The 19,452-nt window shown below is 73.0% G+C and carries 15 protein-coding genes; 4 read left to right on the plus strand and 11 right to left on the minus strand.

The window, feature by feature from the left end:
• Nucleotides 1-8: 8 nt before the first annotated feature.
• Both ACI79I_RS07935 and ACI79I_RS07940 read right to left on the minus strand, forming a co-directional pair.
• Entirely contained in the window at nucleotides 9-1,106 is a 1,098-nt protein-coding gene (locus ACI79I_RS07935; protein WP_456991765.1) for a mannose-1-phosphate guanylyltransferase, read from the minus strand.
• Nucleotides 1,103-2,032, minus strand: coding sequence for a glycosyltransferase family 2 protein (locus ACI79I_RS07940; RefSeq protein WP_456991766.1), 930 nt, complete (start codon nucleotides 2,030-2,032; stop codon nucleotides 1,103-1,105). Before ACI79I_RS07940 ends, ACI79I_RS07935 begins: the two co-directional genes overlap by 4 nt.
• A gap of 180 nt (nucleotides 2,033-2,212) precedes the next feature.
• On the opposite strand from ACI79I_RS07940, the gene glf reads away from it, so the two are divergent.
• Complete coding sequence (glf, locus tag ACI79I_RS07945; RefSeq protein WP_456991768.1) at nucleotides 2,213-3,400, plus strand: UDP-galactopyranose mutase; 1,188 nt, start codon at nucleotides 2,213-2,215, stop codon at nucleotides 3,398-3,400.
• A 61-nt stretch (nucleotides 3,401-3,461) separates the two neighbouring features.
• Here glf and glfT1 read toward each other — a convergent pair whose 3' ends face one another.
• The 9 genes from glfT1 to rfbB form a co-directional block, all read right to left on the minus strand.
• Complete coding sequence (gene glfT1, locus ACI79I_RS07950) at nucleotides 3,462-4,337, minus strand: galactofuranosyltransferase GlfT1 (protein WP_456991770.1); 876 nt, start codon at nucleotides 4,335-4,337, stop codon at nucleotides 3,462-3,464.
• Between the two features lie 48 nt (nucleotides 4,338-4,385).
• Nucleotides 4,386-5,147, minus strand: a complete 762-nt coding sequence (wzt, locus tag ACI79I_RS07955; RefSeq protein ID WP_456991771.1) for a galactan export ABC transporter ATP-binding subunit Wzt/RfbE — start codon at nucleotides 5,145-5,147, stop codon at nucleotides 4,386-4,388.
• 13 nt (nucleotides 5,148-5,160) lie between these two features.
• Nucleotides 5,161-6,033 carry a galactan export ABC transporter permease subunit Wzm/RfbD gene (gene wzm, locus ACI79I_RS07960; protein ID WP_456991772.1) on the minus strand — a complete coding sequence of 291 codons (873 nt, stop codon included), beginning with the start codon at nucleotides 6,031-6,033 and terminating at the stop codon, nucleotides 5,161-5,163.
• An 8-nt stretch (nucleotides 6,034-6,041) separates the two neighbouring features.
• A complete protein-coding gene (locus ACI79I_RS07965) occupies nucleotides 6,042-7,904 on the minus strand; it encodes a glycosyltransferase (RefSeq protein WP_456991773.1) in 1,863 nt (620 codons plus the stop codon).
• 298 nt (nucleotides 7,905-8,202) lie between these two features.
• Entirely contained in the window at nucleotides 8,203-11,085 is a 2,883-nt protein-coding gene (locus ACI79I_RS07970) for an LGFP repeat-containing protein (RefSeq protein ID WP_456991774.1), read from the minus strand.
• Nucleotides 11,082-11,705, minus strand: coding sequence for a hypothetical protein (locus tag ACI79I_RS07975; RefSeq protein WP_456991775.1), 624 nt, complete (start codon nucleotides 11,703-11,705; stop codon nucleotides 11,082-11,084). The genes ACI79I_RS07970 and ACI79I_RS07975 overlap by 4 nt, the downstream gene beginning before the upstream one ends.
• Before the next feature lie 166 nt (nucleotides 11,706-11,871).
• A complete protein-coding gene (locus tag ACI79I_RS07980) occupies nucleotides 11,872-14,652 on the minus strand; it encodes an N-acetylmuramoyl-L-alanine amidase (protein ID WP_456991776.1) in 2,781 nt (926 codons plus the stop codon).
• 175 nt (nucleotides 14,653-14,827) lie between these two features.
• On the minus strand, nucleotides 14,828-15,736 hold the full coding sequence (rfbD, locus tag ACI79I_RS07985; RefSeq protein WP_456991777.1) for a dTDP-4-dehydrorhamnose reductase: 909 nt from the start codon (nucleotides 15,734-15,736) through the stop codon (nucleotides 14,828-14,830).
• Entirely contained in the window at nucleotides 15,733-16,728 is a 996-nt protein-coding gene (gene rfbB / locus ACI79I_RS07990; RefSeq protein WP_456991778.1) for a dTDP-glucose 4,6-dehydratase, read from the minus strand. Before rfbB ends, rfbD begins: the two co-directional genes overlap by 4 nt.
• A 207-nt stretch (nucleotides 16,729-16,935) precedes the next feature.
• Between rfbB and ACI79I_RS07995 the strand changes: the two genes are divergently transcribed.
• From ACI79I_RS07995 to ACI79I_RS08005, 3 genes are all read left to right on the plus strand, one after another.
• On the plus strand, nucleotides 16,936-18,492 hold the full coding sequence (locus ACI79I_RS07995; RefSeq protein WP_456991779.1) for an LCP family protein: 1,557 nt from the start codon (nucleotides 16,936-16,938) through the stop codon (nucleotides 18,490-18,492).
• Nucleotides 18,492-19,283, plus strand: a complete 792-nt coding sequence (locus tag ACI79I_RS08000) for a TIGR03089 family protein (protein ID WP_456991780.1) — start codon at nucleotides 18,492-18,494, stop codon at nucleotides 19,281-19,283. Before ACI79I_RS07995 ends, ACI79I_RS08000 begins: the two co-directional genes overlap by 1 nt.
• Before the next feature lie 42 nt (nucleotides 19,284-19,325).
• The coding region (locus ACI79I_RS08005; RefSeq protein ID WP_456948071.1) for a CoA-transferase at nucleotides 19,326-19,452 on the plus strand (127 nt) is incomplete at its 3' end.

Genomic DNA, 19,452 nt, shown 5'->3' on the forward strand with positions numbered 1-19,452 from the left:
CCAGGGCTTCAGCTGAACCGGGACCCGTGTCGCTCCTCCACCACCGCCAGGAGCTCCTTGACCCGCTCGGCGTCGGCCACCGGGCAGACCATCGTGGCGTCGGCGGTGTGGACGACGACGCTGTCGCGCACCCCGACGAGGGCGACCAGGTGGTCGGGGTCGTCGCTGACGACGATGTTGCCCGCGCTGTCGAGGGCCACGGCCAGCCCGCGGACCGCGTTCTCCCCCACCCTCTCGAGCGTGGCGGCCAGCGCCGGCCACGAGCCGAGGTCGAGCCAGTCGACGTCGAGGTCGGCGACCAGCACCCGGCCGGGCTCGGTGGCCGCCGGCTCCAGGACGGCGTAGTCGACGCTGGTCCTCGGCAGCGTGGGGAACACCTCGGCCAGGACGGCGTCCCGCGGCGCCCCGGCGGGGACGGCGAGGACGCGGGCGAGCCCGTCGGCGGTCTCGGGCAGGTGCTCGGCGAGGGCGTCGAGCACCGTCCGCGCCCGCCAGACGAACATGCCCGAGTTCCACAGGTACCGCCCCGAGGACAGGTACTCCTCGGCGGTGGCGCGGTCGGGCTTCTCGCGGAACGCCGCGGCCTCGGCGACCCCGGGGACGTCGGTGGCCGCGCCCTTCTGGACCCACCCGAACCCGGTCGCCGGCGCGGTGGGCCGGATGCCGAGGGTGACCAGCGCGTGGGGCCGGGCGGCCAGGGCGGCGTAGGCGGTCTCCAGCGCCGCGGCGAACCGCGCGACCGGCCGGATGACGTGGTCGGCGCTGACGACGGCGAGCTCGGCGTCGGGGTCGACCTCGGCGACCAGCGCCGCGGCCAGGCCGACGGCGTTGGCGGTGTCGCGGGCGACCGGCTCGAGCACCAGCCGGTCCGGGCGCAGCCGCGGGAGTGCGGCGCGCACCTGGTCGCCGTACCGGGCGGCGGTGCAGACCCAGATGCGCTCGGCCGGCAGCACCGCCTCCAGCCGGCCGAACGCCTCGGCGAGCAGGCTGTGCGTCGACCCGTCCTCCCCGGCGACGACGTCGAGCAACTGCTTGGGCCGCCCGGCACGGGACAGCGGCCACAGCCGGGTGCCCGAGCCCCCGGCCATGACGACCGCGTGCCTCACCGGCGCTCCGCCCGGCCGGGCAACTCCGGGGGGTCCAGCCGGCGCACGAAGGTCGCCCCGCTGGCGATCCGGCCGTTGACGTGCGAGAGGAGCAGCCGCGCCGACAGCCCGGCCCGCAGCAGGAGCCGCAGGGGCGCGTACCGCCAGCCCGGGTACTGCCGGGACATGTAGCGCAGCGCGCTCTCGTGGTGCACCCGCAGCATCCGCCCGGGTTCCCGCCGGGTGCTGTGCCCGCCCTCGTGCACGACGACGGCCGACGGCGCGTAGACGTGCAGCCATCCCCGCCGGCCCATCCGCTCGGCGAGGTCGACGTCCTCGAAGTACATGAAGTAGCCGGGGTCGAAGCCCCCGACCGACCAGAACGCCTCGAGGTCCACGAGCAGGCACGACCCGGACAGCCACCCGGCCGGTCGCTCCTGCGGCGCCTCGCGTTCGCGGCGGTAGCTCGCCGTCCAGGGGTTGCCGGGCCAGACCCAGCCGAGCAGCGCGTGCCCGGCGCCGGTGGACAGCCGCGGCAGGTCCCGCGCCGACGGGTAGAGGTCGCCGGCCGGGGTGAGGATCGCCGGCCCGACCGTGCCGGCCCGGGGCCAGCGCGCGGCGACCGCGAGCAGCTCGTCGATCGCGCCGCGGGCGAACCGGACGTCGGGGTTGGCCACGATCGCGTGGCCCTCGGTCAGGCCGGCCAGGGCCACGTTGACCGCCGCGCCGTAGCCGACGTTGCCCCCCGTGCGCAGCAGCCGGACCCCCGGGTGGCGCTCCACCGCCCGCTCCGGGGCCCCGTCGGTGGAGCCGTTGTCGGCCAGCACCACCTCGAGCGGCCGCGTCGTCGCCTCCGCCAGGGAGTCGAGGAAGCCCTCGAGGGCCTCTCCGGGCGAGTAGGTCACCACGACCACCCGCAGGGTCTCGGCTCCCGAGCGTGGACTCACGTCGAGCACCCTAGAGTCCCCTCCCCCGGGCCCGTGGCAGCACGGGGACGCGGCCGCCGGGGGCGAGGTCCCCGGACGCGCGGGACGGTCGGGACGGCGGCGGACGCGTCCGTCGCACGGGCCCCGCTGACCCCCGCCGCGGGCCGGTCGGCGCACCGTCCGCCGGTACAGTCGCGAGGCGTGACTTCACCCAGTCCTGATCTCGTCGTCGTCGGCTCCGGGTTCTTCGGCCTCACGGTCGCCGAGCGGGTGGCCAGCCAGCTGGACAAGCGGGTCCTCGTCCTCGACCGGCGCGACCACATCGGGGGCAACGCCTACTCCGCGCCGGAGCCGGAGACCGGGATCGAGGTGCACGTCTACGGCGCCCACCTGTTCCACACCTCCAACCAGCGGGTGTGGGAGTACGTGAACCAGTTCACCGAGTTCACGAACTACCAGCACCGGGTGTTCAGCATCTACGACGGGAAGACCTACTCGCTGCCGATCAACCTGGCCACGATCTGCCAGTACTTCGGCCGCAGCTTCTCCCCCGAGGAGGCCCGGGCCCTCGTCGCCGAGCAGTCCGGCGAGATCGACACCGCCGAGGCCGCCAACCTGGAGGAGAAGGCGATCTCGCTGATCGGCCGCCCCCTCTACGAGGCCTTCATCCGCGGGTACACCAAGAAGCAGTGGCAGACCGACCCGACCGAGCTGCCGGCCGCGGTCATCGCCCGCCTCCCGGTCCGGTACACCTTCGACAACCGGTACTTCAACGACACCTACGAGGGCCTGCCGGCCGACGGCTACACCGCCTGGCTGACCCGGATGGCCGACCACCCGAACATCGAGGTGCGGCTGTCCACCGACTACTTCGACGTCCGGGACGACCTGCCCCAGGACGTCCCGACGGTCTTCACCGGGCCGATCGACAAGTACTTCGGCTACGAGGCCGGCGAGCTCGGCTGGCGGACGCTGGACTTCGAGACCGAGGTCCTGCCGATCGGCGACTTCCAGGGGACGTCGGTCATGAACTACGCCGACGAGGACGTGCCCTACACCCGGATCCACGAGTTCCGGCACTTCCACCCGGAGCGCGACTACCCCACGGACAAGACCGTGGTCGTCCGCGAGTACTCGCGGTTCGCGCAGACCGGCGACGAGCCCTACTACCCGATCAACACCCCCGAGGACCGCGCCAAGCTGGACCGCTACCGCGAGCTGGCGAAGAAGGAGGCCGCGGAGAAGCACGTCCTGTTCGGGGGCCGGCTGGGGACCTACAAGTACCTGGACATGCACATGGCCATCGGCTCCGCGCTGACCATGTTCGACAACCGGATCCGCCCCTACTTCGACCGCGGGGGTTCGCTCGACGGCCGCCTGGAGGACTGAGGAAGGGCCTCTGCGGGGGCCGCGACCCCGCGCCGACCGTGTCGGTGCGGGGTCCGGGGCCTCAGGCGGCGGGGGTGAAACGCTCCCGCCGGCCGGCGCGCACCAGCCGCAGCCACTCGCGCCACCCTGCCGGGTCCCGTCGCGTGACCAGGAAGAACCAGGTGAAGCGGACCAGCTCCAGGGGGAACAGCCAGCGCATCCCCGGCTGGCGCATCAGGTAGCCGCGGTTGCGGTAGGTGTAGAACCGCTTCCAGGCGGACTCGGGGTACTGCGCCGAGAGCCGGCCACCGAGGATCGGCTGGAACTCGTCCCGGCCGTTGGGGTGCAGGTAGACCGCGCGCAGCGCGGTGCCGAAGGGCAGTCCCGCGCGCACGAGGCGGCGGTGGATCTCGGTCTCGTCGCCGCGGGCGAACAGCCGCAGGTCCGGGACGCCGACCCGGCTCAGCGTGCCGGCGGCGAACAGCGCGCCGTTGAACAGCGACGCGTAGCCCGGCAGGAAGTCCTCCTCGCCGAGGCCGGACCGCTCCCCCTTCCACCGCAGCCCGGTCCGCACGGGGAAGGCGAAGCTCTCCGGCGCGTCGATGTCCGCGACCGCCGGCGACACCTCGGCCAGGCCCCGCTCCCGCGCGACGGCGAGCAGGGTGGCCAGGACGTGCTCGTCCGCGGGGCGGCCGTCGTCGTCGGCGCACCAGACCCAGTCGGCACCCTCGGCGAGGGCGGTGAGCATGCCGAGGGCGAAGCCGCCCGCCCCGCCGAGGTTGGCCTGCGAGAGCAGGTAGGTGTGCGGAAGCTCGCTGGCCCGGACGACCTCCTCGGCCGGCTGGTCGGGCCCGTTGTCGACGACGACCACGGAGTCGACCGGCCGGGTCTGGACGGCGAGGGCCTTCAGCGCCTCCGCCAGCGACTCGGGCCGGTGCCGGGTGACGATGACCGCCACGACCCGGTCGGTGTCCGGTCCCCCGGCGCGCCGTCCCCCCGCGGTCACTCAGCCCCCCGAGGGCGCGTGCTCGCGGCCCTTGTAGGCGTCGAGGACCTCGTCGAGCGGGCCCTGCTGGCGGATGGTGCCGTGCTCCATCCACAGCGCCGAGGTGCACAACTGCTGGAGCAGGTCGTTGGAGTGTGAGGCGAAGACCAGGAGCCCGGCACGGTCCACGAGGTCCTTCAGCCGGCCCTTGGCCCGCTCGAGGAAGGCCGCGTCGACCGCGCCGATGCCCTCGTCGAGCAGCAGGATCTCCGGGTCGATGCTGGTGACGACGCCCAGGGCCAGCCGCACCCGCATGCCGGTGGAGTAGGTGCGCAGCGGCATGTTCAGGAAGTTGCCGAGCTCGGTGAACTCGGCGATGTCGTCGACGCGGGCCTCCATCTGCTTGCGGGACATCCCGAGGAACAGGCCCCGGACGATGATGTTCTCCAGCCCGGAGATCTCCGGGTCCATCCCCACGCCCAGGTCGAACACCGGGGCGACCCGCCCGTTGACCAGCGCCTGGCCGCCGGTGGGCTCGTAGATCCCCGACAGCAGCCGCAGCAGCGTGGACTTGCCGGCGCCGTTGTGGCCGACGAGCGCCAGCCGGTCGCCCTCCTGGAGGTGCAGGTTGATGTTCCGCAGGGCCTCGATGACGACGACCTTGCGCTCGTTGGCCGCAACGTTGCCGCCGACGACGCCGAGCACGGTGTGCTTCAGCGACCGGGACTTCGCGTCGAAGATGGGGAAGTCCACGCTCGCGTCGCGGACGTCGATGCTGACCATGGTGGCGTCCTCCTCAGACCCAGTACGCGACGCGGCTGCGATAGCGACGCATGACCAGCAAGGTCAGGGCCCAGCCGACCACGGCGATCCCGATGACGATGAACCAGGTGCGCCACTCCTGGTCCTGGCCCAGCATCGGCCGGCGGATGATCTCCACGAAGTGGAACAGCGGGTTGAGCTCCACGAGGCGGGCCCGCTCGGCGACGGCCGGGTTCTCCAGCAGGACGTCGTACATCCAGACGATCGGGGTCAGGAAGAACAGCAGCTGCACGACGCTCTGCGTCACCGGCGGCAGGTCGCGGAACCGGGTGCTGACGATGCCGATGAGCAGCGCCACCCACATGCCGTTGACGATCAGCAGCCCGAAGGCCAGGAAGGCCGACAGGTCGGTCCACCGCAGCGGCTGCGGGAACACCACGAGCATGACCGCGTAGACGATCAGGTTGTGGACGAAGAACAGCGTCTGCCGCCACACCAGCCGGTACACGTGGATGCTGATGGGTGCCGGCAGGTGGGTGATCAGCCCCGAGTTGGCGACGAACACCTCCGACCCCTCGGCGATGCACCCGGAGATGAAGCCCCAGACGATCATCCCGACGAGGACGTGCGGCAGCAGGGTCGCCAGCTCGATGCCGAACAGCCCCGAGTACAGGATGCCGAGCGCGATGGCCGTGACCGCCATGCTGATGGTGATCCACATCGGGCCCAGGACCGAGCGCCGGTAACGCTGGCGGATGTCCTGCCAGCCCAGCTGCAGCCACAGCTCCCGCTGCGACCAGCCGCGGCCGAGGTCTTGGAAGGCGGAGCGGAAGTCGCGGCCGGGGGGCCGGACGTGCGGCGGGGTCTCCGGGGCCGTGGCCGTGCTCGTGGTGCCGCTCGTCGACATGCCGGCGCCTACTCGGTCCCGCCGTCGAACAACCGCCGCCAGTTCTCCCGGCTGGTCAGCTCGGGCAGCGCCTCGCGGTAGCGGGCGGCCACGGCCGGGCCCTGACGGGCCAGCCGGTAGCAGGCCGCCGCGCCCTCGCGGAGGAGCCGCAGACCGGTGTCCCGGTCGAACTGCCGGATCCGCACGCCCTCCTGGGAGGCGTCGGTCACGACGACCTTCGTGAACCGGGAGACGTGCCACCAGTGCGAGTCCTCGAGGGTGACCGCCGCCGCCCCGGTGGTGCGACCGGTGAGCTGCTTGAGGAGGCGCTTGGCCAGCACGGCCTTGAGCATCGACGGGTGCGGCAGGGCGCGCTCGGTGTGCTCGCCGCGCAGCGACATGCCGGGGACGTCGGAGGCGGAGTGTCGCACGGTCTCCGGGTAGGCCTTGCGCAGCTCACGCACCTCGCTGAGGGCCTTCTGGCCGCCGTCGCGCAGCAGCTCGGGACCGGCGAGGAAGTCGTCGATGCCCTTGATGACCGTGGCGGCCAGGCCGTACTGCATCGCCGCGACGAAGGCCGTGATCCGGCCGAAGAGCACCCGGCCCAGGCCCTTGCCGGAGAAGTCGGAGTGCAGGGCGGCGGTGATCAGGCCGTTGCGGACGCTGAAGTACCGCGCCCAGTCGTCCTGGTCCTTCCAGGTGAAGTCCGCGTGCCAGACGCCGGCGCCGGGCAGGGTGACGGTGGTGAAGCCGTTCTCCCGGGCCCGGTAGCCGTACTCGATGTCGTCCCACTGGAAGAACACGGGCAGGGGGTAACCGGTGGCCGAGACGATCTCCGAGGGGAGGATGGCGCTCCACCAGGCGTTGTACACCGCGTCCACGCGGCGCTCCTGGTTCTCCTCGGTCATGTCCTCGTTCCAGAGCGCGCCGCTCACGACCTTGCCCGCCTCGAGGGTGTTCAGGTCGGCGTACTCCGCCCCGGTGTGCAGCCGCTTGGGGTGCAGGGCGTAGAGCATCTGGGCGCCCACGATGATCGGCTGCCGCGCCGAGTTGGCGAACGCGGTCAGCCGGATGATCGACTCGGGCTCGAGGATGATGTCGTCGTCCATGAACAGGACGTTGGCGTGCTGCTCGGCCTGGACCTCGGCGATCTCGTACATGCCCCGGGTGAACCCGCCGGCGCCGCCCAGGTTGGCCTGGGTGATGTAGCGCAGCCGGCCGGTCAGGGCCGCGGAGACCTGCTCGAAGCCGGGGTGCGCGGAGACGCGCTTGTCGCCCTGGTCGACGACGTAGACGGTGTCCAGCTCGTCGAGGGCCGGGAGGTCCGCGGCGATCGACTGGAGGGTCTTGATGCAGTCGTCGGGGCGGTTGTGCGTGCAGATCACGACGGCGGTCTTCCGCGGCCGCGGCGGGTGCGGGATCGTCCACCGCGCCGACGTGATCGTGAGGCTGCCCTCGCCGGACCGGAAGTCGGCCCAGATGGCCCCTCCGTCGACGAACTTGTCGACCGCGACGGGGAGCGCGACCCGGCCCGAGCCGCGCAGCTCCTGGCCGCCCACGGTCCGGCTCTCGCCGCTGAAGTCGCTGGCGAACAGCTCGACGACACCCTCGCCGGTGAACTCCGCCTCGAACGTCATCTCGGTGACGCCCGTCCAGCGCTGCCAGTAGGAGGCGGGCACCCGGCCGAAGTAGGTGTTGGTGGTGAGCGCCGAGTGCGAGTCGAGGGTGAACGAGGTCCGCTCGAGGTGGACCCGCCCCTGCACCTCCTTGGCGTACAGCTCGACCGGCAGACCCAGGGCCGGGGGCAGGGTCAGCACCCGCTGCGCCAGGCTGGCGAGGTCCAACGTGGGGGCCTCGCCGCCGGTGGTGGGCTCGGCGGAAGTGGTGGTCATTGAGATCTGCAGTCCTCAGGACGACGGCATGACGGGCCCGTGCTCCGCGGCGTCTCGCCGGACACGGACCACCCACCGGCCACGGCTGCGCTGCACGCCCCACGGCCGGTGTCGATAACAGCAGCATAACCGTGTCCCCCTGCGAGGGCCGGATCCAGACCGGCACGGGACCCCATCCGTCACACCCGCCCGCCTGCTCCTGCTGCGACCCCGGCCGAGGGGAGGACGACGACCCAGGGAACGCCCGTGGCGCCCGTCCGGCTCGGGGTGAGCCGGGCGGGCGCCACGGGGCGGGCGGTCAGGAGTTGCGGTGGGCGGTCGGCCGCCCCTCCTGGTCGACGAGGATGTAGCCGCCCTGGAACTCGGTGCGCGCCTCGTTGCCGCTGACCGTCGTCGAGGACACGGGGAACCCGAGGTAGGAGGCCTCCGCTCCCAACCGGGCGTACTCCGTCGCGGCGGCGCCCAGGACGACCTGCGCCCCGGTCGCCTGCGACCAGTAGATGGCACCGCCGGTCAGGGTGACCTTCCGCCCGCTGCCCGCCGCCACGTCGTCGGTGGTCGGGAAGCCGAGCACGCGCGGCCCGCCGGCGGCCACGTAGCGCTCGAGGACCGCGCCCCTCAACACCCGGGCCCCGGTGTCTCTGGACCAGAAGATCGATCCACCTGAGAACTGATTCGCCTTCCCACCGACGACACCCGGGGTGTTGCTGTAGGAGGCCGTCGGATAGCCCAGCTCTCCACCGGCCCCACCCAGTGCCCGCCAGCGTTGCAGGACCGCTCCGCGCACGACGTGGGCACCGGTCGAGGACGACCAGTAGATGACCCCGCCCTGCAGCGAGGCCCGCGCCCCACCTCGGGCGGCGGGCACGTCGTCCGTGGTCGGCAGGCCGAGCACCTCCGACCCGCCGTGGCTCAGATACCGCTCGAGGATGGCCCCGCGCAGGACCCGGGCGCCGGTGTCCTCGGACCAGAAGACCGACCCTCCCTCGAACTGGCCGGTCTTTCCGCCGGCAACACCCGGGGTGTTGCTGTAGGAGGCCGTCGGATAGCCCAGCTCTCCACCGGCCCCACCCCACGCCCGCCAGCGTTGCAGGACCGCTCCGCGCACGACGTGGGCACCGGTCGAGGACGACCAGTAGATGACCCCGCCCTGCAGCGAGGCCCGCGCCCCACCTCGGGCGGCGGGCACGTCGTCGGTCGTCGGCAGACCGAGGACCCGCGACCCCCCGAAGCGCTGGTAGCGCTCGAGGATGGCGCCCCGGAGCACTCGAGCGCCGGTGTCCTTCGACCAGAAGAACGTCCCGCCTTGGAACTGGGTGGTCTTCCCCTCCACGACGCCCGGCGTGTTGGCGTAGGAGGCCGTCGGGAACCCGAACTCGCCGGCCTGCGCGCCAGCTGCGAGATACCGCTCGAGGATCGCACCGCGGACCACCTGCGCACCGGTCTTGGTGGACCAGTAGATGGCACCACCCTGCAACCGCACCGCGCGGCCGCCGCCGGTCACGGCCGCGTCGTCGGCCATCGGGAACCCGAGCACCTCGGGGCCGCCGTGTGCGACGTAGCGATCGAGGATCGCTCCCTTGAGCACGCGGGTCCCGGTCGCCTGCGACCAGTAGATCGAGCCGCCCTCGAAGCGCGCATACGTCCCCGAGGCACCCGGCGTCGCTCCCTGGTTGGCGATCGGGTATCCCAGTGCACCTGTCTCCGCGCCGAGCTCTCGCCACCGCTGCAGGATCCCGGCGCGGAGCACGCGCGCCCCGGTGGACGGCGACCAGTAGATGGCCCCGCCGCTGAAGGTCGAGTAGGCGCCGTCACCCGCACGGGTCGGCCCGTCGTCGCTGCTCGGGAAGCCGAGCGACCGCTCCGCACCGACCCGCAGGTACGTGTCGCGGATGGCCCCACGGATCACGTGGGCTCCCGTGCTGGACGACCAGTAGACCGAGCCGCCCTGGAAGTCGCTCCGGTAGCCGCCGGAGAGTCTGGTGTCGTTCCCCGTGGGATATCCGAGAGCTCCGGCTTGAGCTCCCCAGGACCGCCACTTGTCGCGAATGGCACCCCGCACGTCGTGGGCCCCGGTGGATGTCGACCAGTAGATCGACCCGCCCTGGAAGTCGGTGTACCAGCCGGAGTTCCACGGCGCTGCCGTGTCGTCACCGACGGGGTAGCCGATGTTCGAGGGACCACCGAGCTTCAGGTAGTGCTCGAGGATCGCGCCCCGGACGACGTGGGCGCCGCTGTCGCGGTGCCAGAAGATCGTGCCGCCCTGGTATGCCTGCCAGCACCCGCCGTAGGGCAGGGTGCAGGTCACCTCGGACGTGGCGCCGGCCAGGTCGACGCCGGAGGCCTTGAGGGAGTCGTACTTCTCCACGATGGCCGCACCGCCCGAGGACTGGGTGCTGCCGAACCAGTCGACGAAGTACTGGAAGAAGTTCCGGTTGCCGTAGGCGGAGCACGCGTCGCCCTCGCCGTACCCGGCGGCCAGGGCTGCCTTGTTGGGCGTGTAGGGGGTGTAGTTGTACAGCCCCGCCGTCGCCTGGTTCTGGATGTAGACCGGCAGGGTCCCGCAGGCGGCGTTGGGGTGGTAGCGGACGTTCACGGTCACGCCGGCCCGGTGGTTCCACCGCGATGGGTTGGCGCGGTACTCCTTGAACCGGTGGGCAGCACTGAAGACCTGGTTGTAGAAGCCGTAGTACTGGGCGTCACACGGCGCCGTGTCCGGGCAGCCGTAGCCCATCGCGCTGCGCAGCCGGGCGCTCGTGGGCGCCGTCGCGGTGACCAGCGACTGCTCCTTCTGCAGGATCACCAGCAGCGCCTGCGGGTTGACCCCGCACGAGCGCGCCACCTTGGACAGGATCTTCGCGGCCGTCTCGCCGGCCACGCCCTGGTAGCCGGCACAGAAGCTGTCCTTGGCGCGCGTCCAGGTGTCCTGGCGGTAGCTCTTCAGGCAGTAGCTGCCCGAGCAGCCACTTCCCTTGGTCTGCAGGAAGGACTGGACCTCCGCGGTGCTCATCGTCGAGGAGTTGTAGAAGACCCCGTCGCTGATGATGTTGCCTGGGTCGAAGAGGCCGAGGTTCGCGGACTCGGTCAGGTCCGGTTGCTGCGGCGAGGAACCGACGGCGAACACGAACGCCAGGCCGAGGACGAACAGGGAAGCGGTGGCCAGGCGGAGGCGCAGCCTCACGGCACGACCACCTCACCGGCGTCGGACTGCCCCTCGTACCCGGCCGAGCGGTAGGACACCACGGCCTGCCAGGGGCCTGAGCTCAGCGCGCCGTCGGACACGCGCAGCTCGCCGCAGCTGGTGGTGGTCACGTCGGCGCTGGCACTGGACTCCCCGGTCAGGACGACGTCGCCGCGCGTCAGCGTGAGGGTGCAGGTGCCGCCGTCCTCGAGGACGTCGGCGTAGCCGCCCACGACCACGGCCGCTGCCGACGGGTCCCAGGCCGAGTAGGTGAGCACCACGTCCACCGGGGCCGGCCCGGCCGGGGTGGGCGTGGTGGGGGTGGACGGCTCCTGCGTCTGCGGGGTCTGCTCTGCCGGCTCATCGGGAACCACCGGGGCGGCCTCGGCCGCGTCGTCCTCGATCGGCTCGGTCGACGGCTCGGTCGACGGCTCGGGCGACGCGGCCGAGGCCGCCCCGCCGGTCGACGGCGCCGCTGCCGACGGTGCCGCCCCCACGGCGGACCCGGCCGCGGCCGCACCGTCGTCGGGCCGGGGCCACAGGTACAGCGCGGCTCCGGCGAGGACGAGCAGGGCCAGCAGGACGAGGACAGGCCTCCGCCGGCGGGTGGTGCGGGACATGGCAGCTCCCAGGTCGACCGACGGTGGTGCCGGTCATCGGCGTCTGGACCGGGGACCACCGACCGGACACCCGAGCGGCGCGCGGTGGACCTGACGTCCCCGTGATCGGGAGGCTACTAGCTGTGACGGGCCGGTCCGTGGACCAACGCGCCCCGCGGGGTGGATGTCAGGGAGAGGTCGTGACGACGCCCGCCTTGGGATCGAAGGTCATCCACCCGTGCTGGAAGTCGGTCCGCTGGAGCCCACCGACGGCGTAGGTCGACCTCGTGGGGAAGCCCAGCCGTGACGAGCTGCCACCCATCTGCCAGTAGGCGCTCGCGATCGCCCCCCGGACGACGCGCGTGCCGGTCGCGGCGGACCACCAGATGTCCCCGCCGCGGAACCGCGCGAACGAGCCGCGCCCGTCGGGGGTCTTGGCGTTGCTGCTGGTCGGCCAACCCAACGGGCCGGTCGGCCCACCAGAGGCCCGGTAGGCCGTCATGGCCCCGTTGCGCAGCACCTGGACACCGGTCGAGGGCGACCAGTACACGTCCCCGCCCTGGAACCGCACGTAGGCCCCGCCGGCCGTGGCGGTGTCACTGGTGGTCGGGAAGCCCAGCACCCCCGACGTGCCCCCCTTGGCCAGCCACGTGTCGTGGATCCCGCCCAGCACCACCCGCGTCCCGGTCGCCGCCGACCAGTACACCCCACCGTGCTGGAACCGCGCGAACGAGCCGCGCCCGTCGGGGGTCTTGGCGTTGCTGCTGGTCGGCCAACCCAACGGGCCGGTCGGCCCACCAGAGGCCCGGTAGGCCGTCATGGCCCCGTTGCGCAGCACCTGGACACCGGTCGAGGGCGACCAGTACACGTCCCCGCCCTGGAACCGCACGTAGGCCCCGCCGGCCGTGGCGGTGTCACTGGTGGTCGGGAAGCCCAGCACCCCCGACGTGCCCCCCTTGGCCAGCCACGTGTCGTGGATCCCGCCCAGCACCACCCGCGTCCCGGTCGCCGCCGACCAGTACACCCCACCGTGCTGGAACCGCGCGAACGAGCCGCGCCCGTCGGGGGTCTTGGCGTTGCTGCTGGTCGGCCAACCCAACGGGCCGGTCGGCCCACCAGAGGCCCGGTAGGCCGTCATGGCCCCGTTGCGCAGCACCCGGACACCGGTCGAGGGCGACCAGTACACGTCCCCGCCCTGGAACCGCACGTAGGCCCCGCCGGCCGTGGCGGTGTCACTGGTGGTCGGGAAGCCCAGCACCCCCGACGTGCCCCCCTTGGCCAGCCACGTGTCGTGGATCCCGCCCAGCACCACCCGCGTCCCGGTCGCGGCCGAGTAGTAGACCCCACCGTGCTGGAACCGGACGAAGTACCCCTTGCCCTCCGGGGTCTTGGCGTCACTGGTGGTCGGGAAGCCCAGCGCCCCCCCGGCGCCGCCCCACGCCAGCCAGGTCGTCAGGATCGACCCGCGGACGATCCGCGTGCCGGTGGACGGCGACCAGTACACGTCGCCGTGCTCGAAGCTGACGAAGGCACCGGCACCGCCTGCCGCCGGTGCGTCGTCCGAGATCGGCGGGCCGAGCACCGCCGGTCCGCCGGCGGCGAGGTAGGTGTCGAGGATGGCCCCGCGGACCAGGCGGACACCGCCGACGGGCGAGTAGTAGAGGCGGCCGTACTGGTAGGCCTGCCACCGGACGGTGCCGTAGGACTGCTCGCCCCCGACCGGCGAGCCGAGGATCTGCCGCAGGCCCGGGTCGCTGGCGTACCGGTCGGCGATGGGCCGCCAGTTGGCGGCCAGCCGCGAGGTCACCTGGTTGCGGATCTCACCGAGCCGGGCGTACCCCTGCGTGCCGGGGCAGGCGGTCCTGCCGACGTCCCGGTGGCCGAAGATGGTCGGCAGCGTCACGCGTTGCCCGGCCGCGTACTTGGAGGTCCCACCCCCGCCAGCCGTGAGCACGGTGCTGCCGCGCGGGTCGACCCCGTGGAGGGAGAACTTCCAGCCGATGACCGCGGCGACCGCGTCCACCGTCGCTTGGGGGACGGCGACGCTCTCGTAGGTGCCGAGCATCGAGACGCCGAAGGTCCCGCTGTTGAAGCCGATGGCATGGGCACCGACGACCGGCCGGGCCAGCCCGCCGTAGCGACCCTCCCAGAGCCGGCCGAACTTGTCGACGATCACGTTGTAGCCGATGTCGCCCCAGCCCCGGCTGACCGAGTGGTAGCGGTAGATGGAGCGCATGATCGCCGGCACCTGGTCGGCGGTGTAGTTGTTGGAGTCCGCGGTGTGGTGCAGCGTCGCGGCCTTGATCGTGGGGGCGTACTCCGGGTCCCACCCCATGATCGACTCGTCGGCGCCCCACTGGGCCCGCGAGTAGACCGCCGGCATCGCCATCGCCGCGTCGGCGGTGTCCTGGATGTCCGGGGTGCCCAGCGAGCCGTCCGCCGCGCTGTCGCCCGGGTCGACCAGGTCCAGCTGCACGTCGGTCGGGGCGGCTCCCGTGCGCGTCACCAGCTCGGCCTCCACGCCCGTGCTGGGCCCGGTCCACAGCGGTGCGGTGCCACCGCGGACGTCGGCGTCGGCTTCGGCGTCGGGGTCCTGCTCGGCGTCCTCGATGCCGACCTCGGTCCACTCGCCCCAGGCCCCGGCACCGTCCTGCACCCGGACCTTGACCACCGTGTCGGTCACCGCCGGGTCGTACTCCCAGGTGACGCCGACGAGGGAGAACTCCGGGACGTCGGTCTTCGTGACCGTCAGCGTGGGCGCGGTGTCCGCGACGCCGGCGACGGGCTCGGACGTGCCCTCCTGCACGTCGGCCTGCGGGGCGGGCTCCTCGACCGAGCCCAGCTCCACCTCCTCGGTGGACGTGGCCACCGGCTCGGCCTCGGGGCCCGGCGACGCGTACACGGGCAGCACCAGGATGGTGCCGGTGAAGGCGACGAAGGCGAGGGAGCCGGTGAGGAGGCGTCGCACGAGGAGTTGTCCTCCAGGGTTCCGTGGTCCGGCGACCACGGAGGGCCACCGGCTGTCCCCTAGAGCATCGAGGTAGCAGTCGGTGACCTTGTGCCCACGACACGCGGTCGTGCGGAAACGGCAATCCCACCGTGCCCAGCCGTCACACCGCCCTCCCCCGTGGCGGACCGGTCGGTCACCCCGCCGGGGACCCCGCCGGGGTGGGGTCGAAGGTGCGCATCGCCTGGTGGAGGGCGGCGCGCCACGGCCGCATCGGCGGCAGCCCCGCCGCCTGCCACGAGGCCGGGTCCAGGACCGACCAGGCCGGCCGCGGCGCGGGCCGCGGGAAGGCGTCGGTGGTGGTGGGCAGCACGCGGGCGGGGTCGGCGCCCCGCTCCTCGAACACCGCCCGGGCCAGGCCGTGCCAGGAGGTGTGCCCGGCGTTGGTGCAGTGCAGCACCGGGGGCAGCGGCTCCTCCCGCGCGCCGGCCGCGACCAGGCCGGCGGCGAGGTCGGCCGACCACGTGGGCGAGCCGACCTGGTCGTCGACCACGCTGACGGTCTCCCGCTCGCGCTCGAGCCGCATCATCGTCCGGACGAAGTTCGTGCCGTGCCGCCCGTACACCCACGCGGTCCGGACGACGGTGGCGTCGCCGCCGGCCGCGGCCACGGCCCGCTCGCCGGCCACCTTGGACCGCCCGTAGGCGCTGCGCGGGGCGACGGGGGCGTCGACCGGGTAGGGCGCGGTGGCCGTCCCGTCGAACACGTAGTCGGTGGAGACGTGCACCAGCCGCCCCCGGCCGGCCAGCTCCTCGGCCAGCCAGCCCGGCGCGTGCCCGTTGACCACGGTCGCGGTGGCCTCGTCGTCCTCCGCGGCGTCGACCGCGGTGTAGGCGGCGGCGTTGAGCACGACCGCGCGGGCGCCGCGCGACCGGGCGTCGGCCAGCCAGGTCCGGACGGCGGCCCGCAGCTGCCGCTCGTCGGTGAGGTCGACCTCGTGCCGGCCCGCCGCCGTCACGGCGTCCCCGGGCCGCCCGGCGAGGACCGCCAGCAGCTCCCGGCCCAGCTGGCCGTTCGCGCCGGTGACCAGCCAGGCGGTCCTCATGCGCGCGCCGTCGCCGCGGCGGCCTTGAGCGGCTCCCACCAGGAGCGGTTGTCCCGGTACCACTGCACGGTGAGGGCCAGGCCCTCCTCGAAGGACATCCGCGGGGCGTAGCCGAGCGCGGCGGTCTTGGAGTAGTCGACCGAGTAGCGCAGGTCGTGGCCGCCGCCGCGCGGGTCGACGATGTTCTCCACGTAGCTCCAGTCGCGGCCGGTGGCCTCCAGCAGCTTCTCGGTGAGCTCCCGGTTGGACAGCTCCCGACCGCCGCCGATGTTGTAGAACTCCCCCGGCCGGCCCTTCTCCAGCACCAGCTGGATGCCCCGGCAGTGGTCGTCGACGAACAGCCAGTCGCGGACGTTGGCGCCCTCGCCGTAGAGCGGCACCTTCTCCCCGTCGAGCAGGTTGGTGACGAACAGCGGGATGACCTTCTCCGGGAAGTGGTACGGGCCGTAGTTGTTGCTGCACCGGGTGATCGAGATGTCCAGCCCGTAGGTCTTCGCGTAGGCGCGCGCGATCAGGTCGCCGCCGGCCTTGGCCGCGGAGTAGGGCGAGTTCGGCTCGAGGAGGTGCTCCTCGGTCCAGGAGCCCTCGTCGATCGAGCCGTAGACCTCGTCGGTGGAGACGTGCACCACGCGGCCGACGCCGTGTCGCAGCGCCGCCTCGAAGACCTGCTGGGCGCCGAGCACGTTGGTCAGCACGAACTGCGAGGCGCCGGAGATGGAGCGGTCGACGTGCGACTCGGCGGCGAAGTTCACGACGACGTCGTGCCCGGGCAGGGCGGCGTCGAGGTCGGCGGCGCTGCAGATGTCACCCCGGACGAACCGGTAGCGCGGGCTGTCGGCCACCGGCGCCAGGTTGGCGAGGTTGCCGGCGTAGGTCAGCGCGTCGAAGACCGTCACCTCGGCGTCCTCGAAGCCGGGGTACCCGCCGGTGAGCAGGGTCCGGACGTAGTGGGAACCGATGAAGCCGGCTCCCCCCGTCACGAGGATGCGCATACCCCGGGCCTTCCTGTGGTGTGACAACTGCGGTCGGTGAGCACGGTAGTGGCGCAGGCGGCGAACCGTCGGTGTCGGACGGGGTCGTCTCACCCCTTTGGTGGCTAGCATCGCTCGCGCCGCCGCCCGTCGTGGGACGTGGACGCCGCAGCACGCGGACGCCGCCCGGGGAGCCCGGCGCGCCCATCGGACACCAGTGAGGACGCCGTGACGAGGAAGCACGACAAGCAGGCCGGCAGCGACGGCCGCCCGTTGCCACCGCGGCTGGACCCCCGTGCCGGTCGGCCCTCCCGCAAGACCGCCGGGGCCGAACGTCCGGCCTCCGCCCCGGCCGCGACCGGCCCGGCGCGCGGCGGCCGTCGCGCCGCGGTCGTCACCCGCGTCGTCGTCGGCCTGCTGTCGGTCGCCCTGCTGGGCGGCAGCGGTTGGGGCTGGTACCTCGGCCAGGTGGCCGAGGCCAGCGTCACCCGGACCGACGTCATCACCGCCACCGGCGACGAGGGCGGGTCGGACCTCAACCTGCTCCTGGTGGGCAGCGACAGCCGGGACAGCTTGACCCCCGAGCAGGAGAACGAGTTCCACACCGGCGGCTCGACCGGGCTCAACACCGACACGATGATCCTGGTCCACCTGCCGGCCGACGGCTCCAAGGCCTCCTTCGTCTCGTTCCCGCGCGACTCCTACGTGGCCATCCCCGGCCACGGCAACGACAAGCTCAACGCCGCCTTCGCCTACGGCTACGGCGACGCCCCGGCCGACGCCGACGAGGCCACCAAGCGCGCCTCCGGCTCGCGCCTGCTGGTGCAGACGATCAACCAGCTCACCGGCCTGCAGATCGACCACTACGCCGAGGTCGACCTGCTGGGCTTCTTCAACCTCAGCTCCGTCGTCGGCGGCGTCGAGGTCAACCTCTGCGCCGCGGTGAACGACACCAAGTACTCCGGTGCGGTGTTCCCCGCCGGCGTCCAGACGATCAGCGGCGCCGACGCCCTGAAGTTCGTCCGCCAGCGGCACGGCCTGCCCCGCGGCGACTTCGACCGCATCATCCGGCAGCAGGTCTTCATCGCCGGCGTCGTCCGCAAGATCCTCTCCGAGGACACCCTGTTCGACCTGGGCAAGCAGCGCCAGCTGGTCGAGGCGGCGTCGAACTCGCTCACCGTCGACCAGGACCTCGACCTGTTCCAGCTCGCCGAGCAGATGCAGGCGGTGGACCTGGGCAGCGTCGACTTCCAGACCGTCCCGTACGTGGGCGACGACCGCGACGAGCAGGACCGCTACATCCTCCGGCTCGAGGACGTCGACACCCTCCACCGGTTCTTCGCCGACCTGTCGGCCGAGCCGCAGGAGCAGGCCGAGCAGCCGGCCGAGGAGCAGGCCCCGGAGGTCGCCGCCCCGGCCGACGTCGCCGTGACCGTCTTCAACGGCTCGGGCACCCCGGGGCTGGCCGGCGAGACCGCGACCGGCCTGCAGGGTGCGGGCTTCACGGTCGCCGGCACCGGCAACGCCGACTCCCCCGCCTACACGCGGACCGAGATCCGTTTCGCGGAGGGGGACAACGCCCGAGCCCGGGCGCTGCTCCAGGTGATCCCGGGGGCCAAGGCGAGCAAGACGGCCGATGCCACGGTCGGCACCGTGCAACTGGTGCTCGGCTCGGACTTCAACGGGGTCGGCCAGGCGGTCACCCAGCAGCCGGCCGCCGCCGAGGAGCCGGTCACCGAGGGCAAGGACGCGCGCACCGCAGCCGACACCACGTGCATCAACTGATGGGCGACGTCCCGGCCGACCTGCTCGCCGCCCGGCTGCGCCGGGACGCCGCCGCGCCGCTGGTCACCGCCTACGACGACGCGACCGGCGAGCGGGTCGAGCTCTCGGCGGCCACCCTCGCCAACTGGGTGGCGAAGACGGCCAACCTGCTCCAGGACGAGTTCGACGTCACCACGGGCAGCACCGTGGCGGTCGCGCTGCCGGTGCACTGGCAGACCGCGGCGGTCCTGCTCGGGGCGTGGGCCTGCGGCGCCACGGTCCTCGACACGGCCGCCGAGGACGAGGGACGGCTCGACGACGCCGACGTCGTCCTCGCCGCGCAGGACCGCCTCGCCCCGCTGGAGGAGCAGGACCTCCCCGAGCTGCTGGGCCTCTCACTGCACCCGCTGGGCATGGGCATGGCCGGGTACGCCGGGCCGGCGCGGGACTTCGCGCTCGAGGTCCGCGCGCACGGCGACGCCTTCACCCCGTGGCAGCGGCCCGACCCCGGCGCCCCCGGGCTGCTGCTCGGCGGGCTCGAGCTGACCCTCGGCGGCCTGGTGGACGCCGCCCGCGAGCTGGCCGGTCGGCTCGGCATCGCCGACGGGGACCGGCTGCTGGTCGACGAGCGCACCGCGGCCGAGGCCGGCCCGGTGGCGTGGCTGCTCGCCCCGCTGGCCGCCGGCGCGTCGATCGTGCTGGTCCGCTCCGCCGACCCGGCCCGGCTGCCCGCCCGCGCGGCCGACGAACGGGTCACGGCTACGCTCGGCCTGACGATCGACGGCATCCGCGAGCTGGGGCGACCTGCCTGACGCAGCAGTCCCAGCCGCCCGGACGGGACGGTGGACTCCTGCATGGACAAGGTGGTGGGCAGCGCCGTGGAGGCGGTGGCCGACGTGCCCGATGGCGCGGTGCTGGCGGTGGGCGGGTTCGGGTTGTGCGGCATCCCGTACGCGTTGATCGACGCGCTGCTGGAGAAGG

Source organism: Geodermatophilus sp. SYSU D01105 (assembly GCF_054050095.1).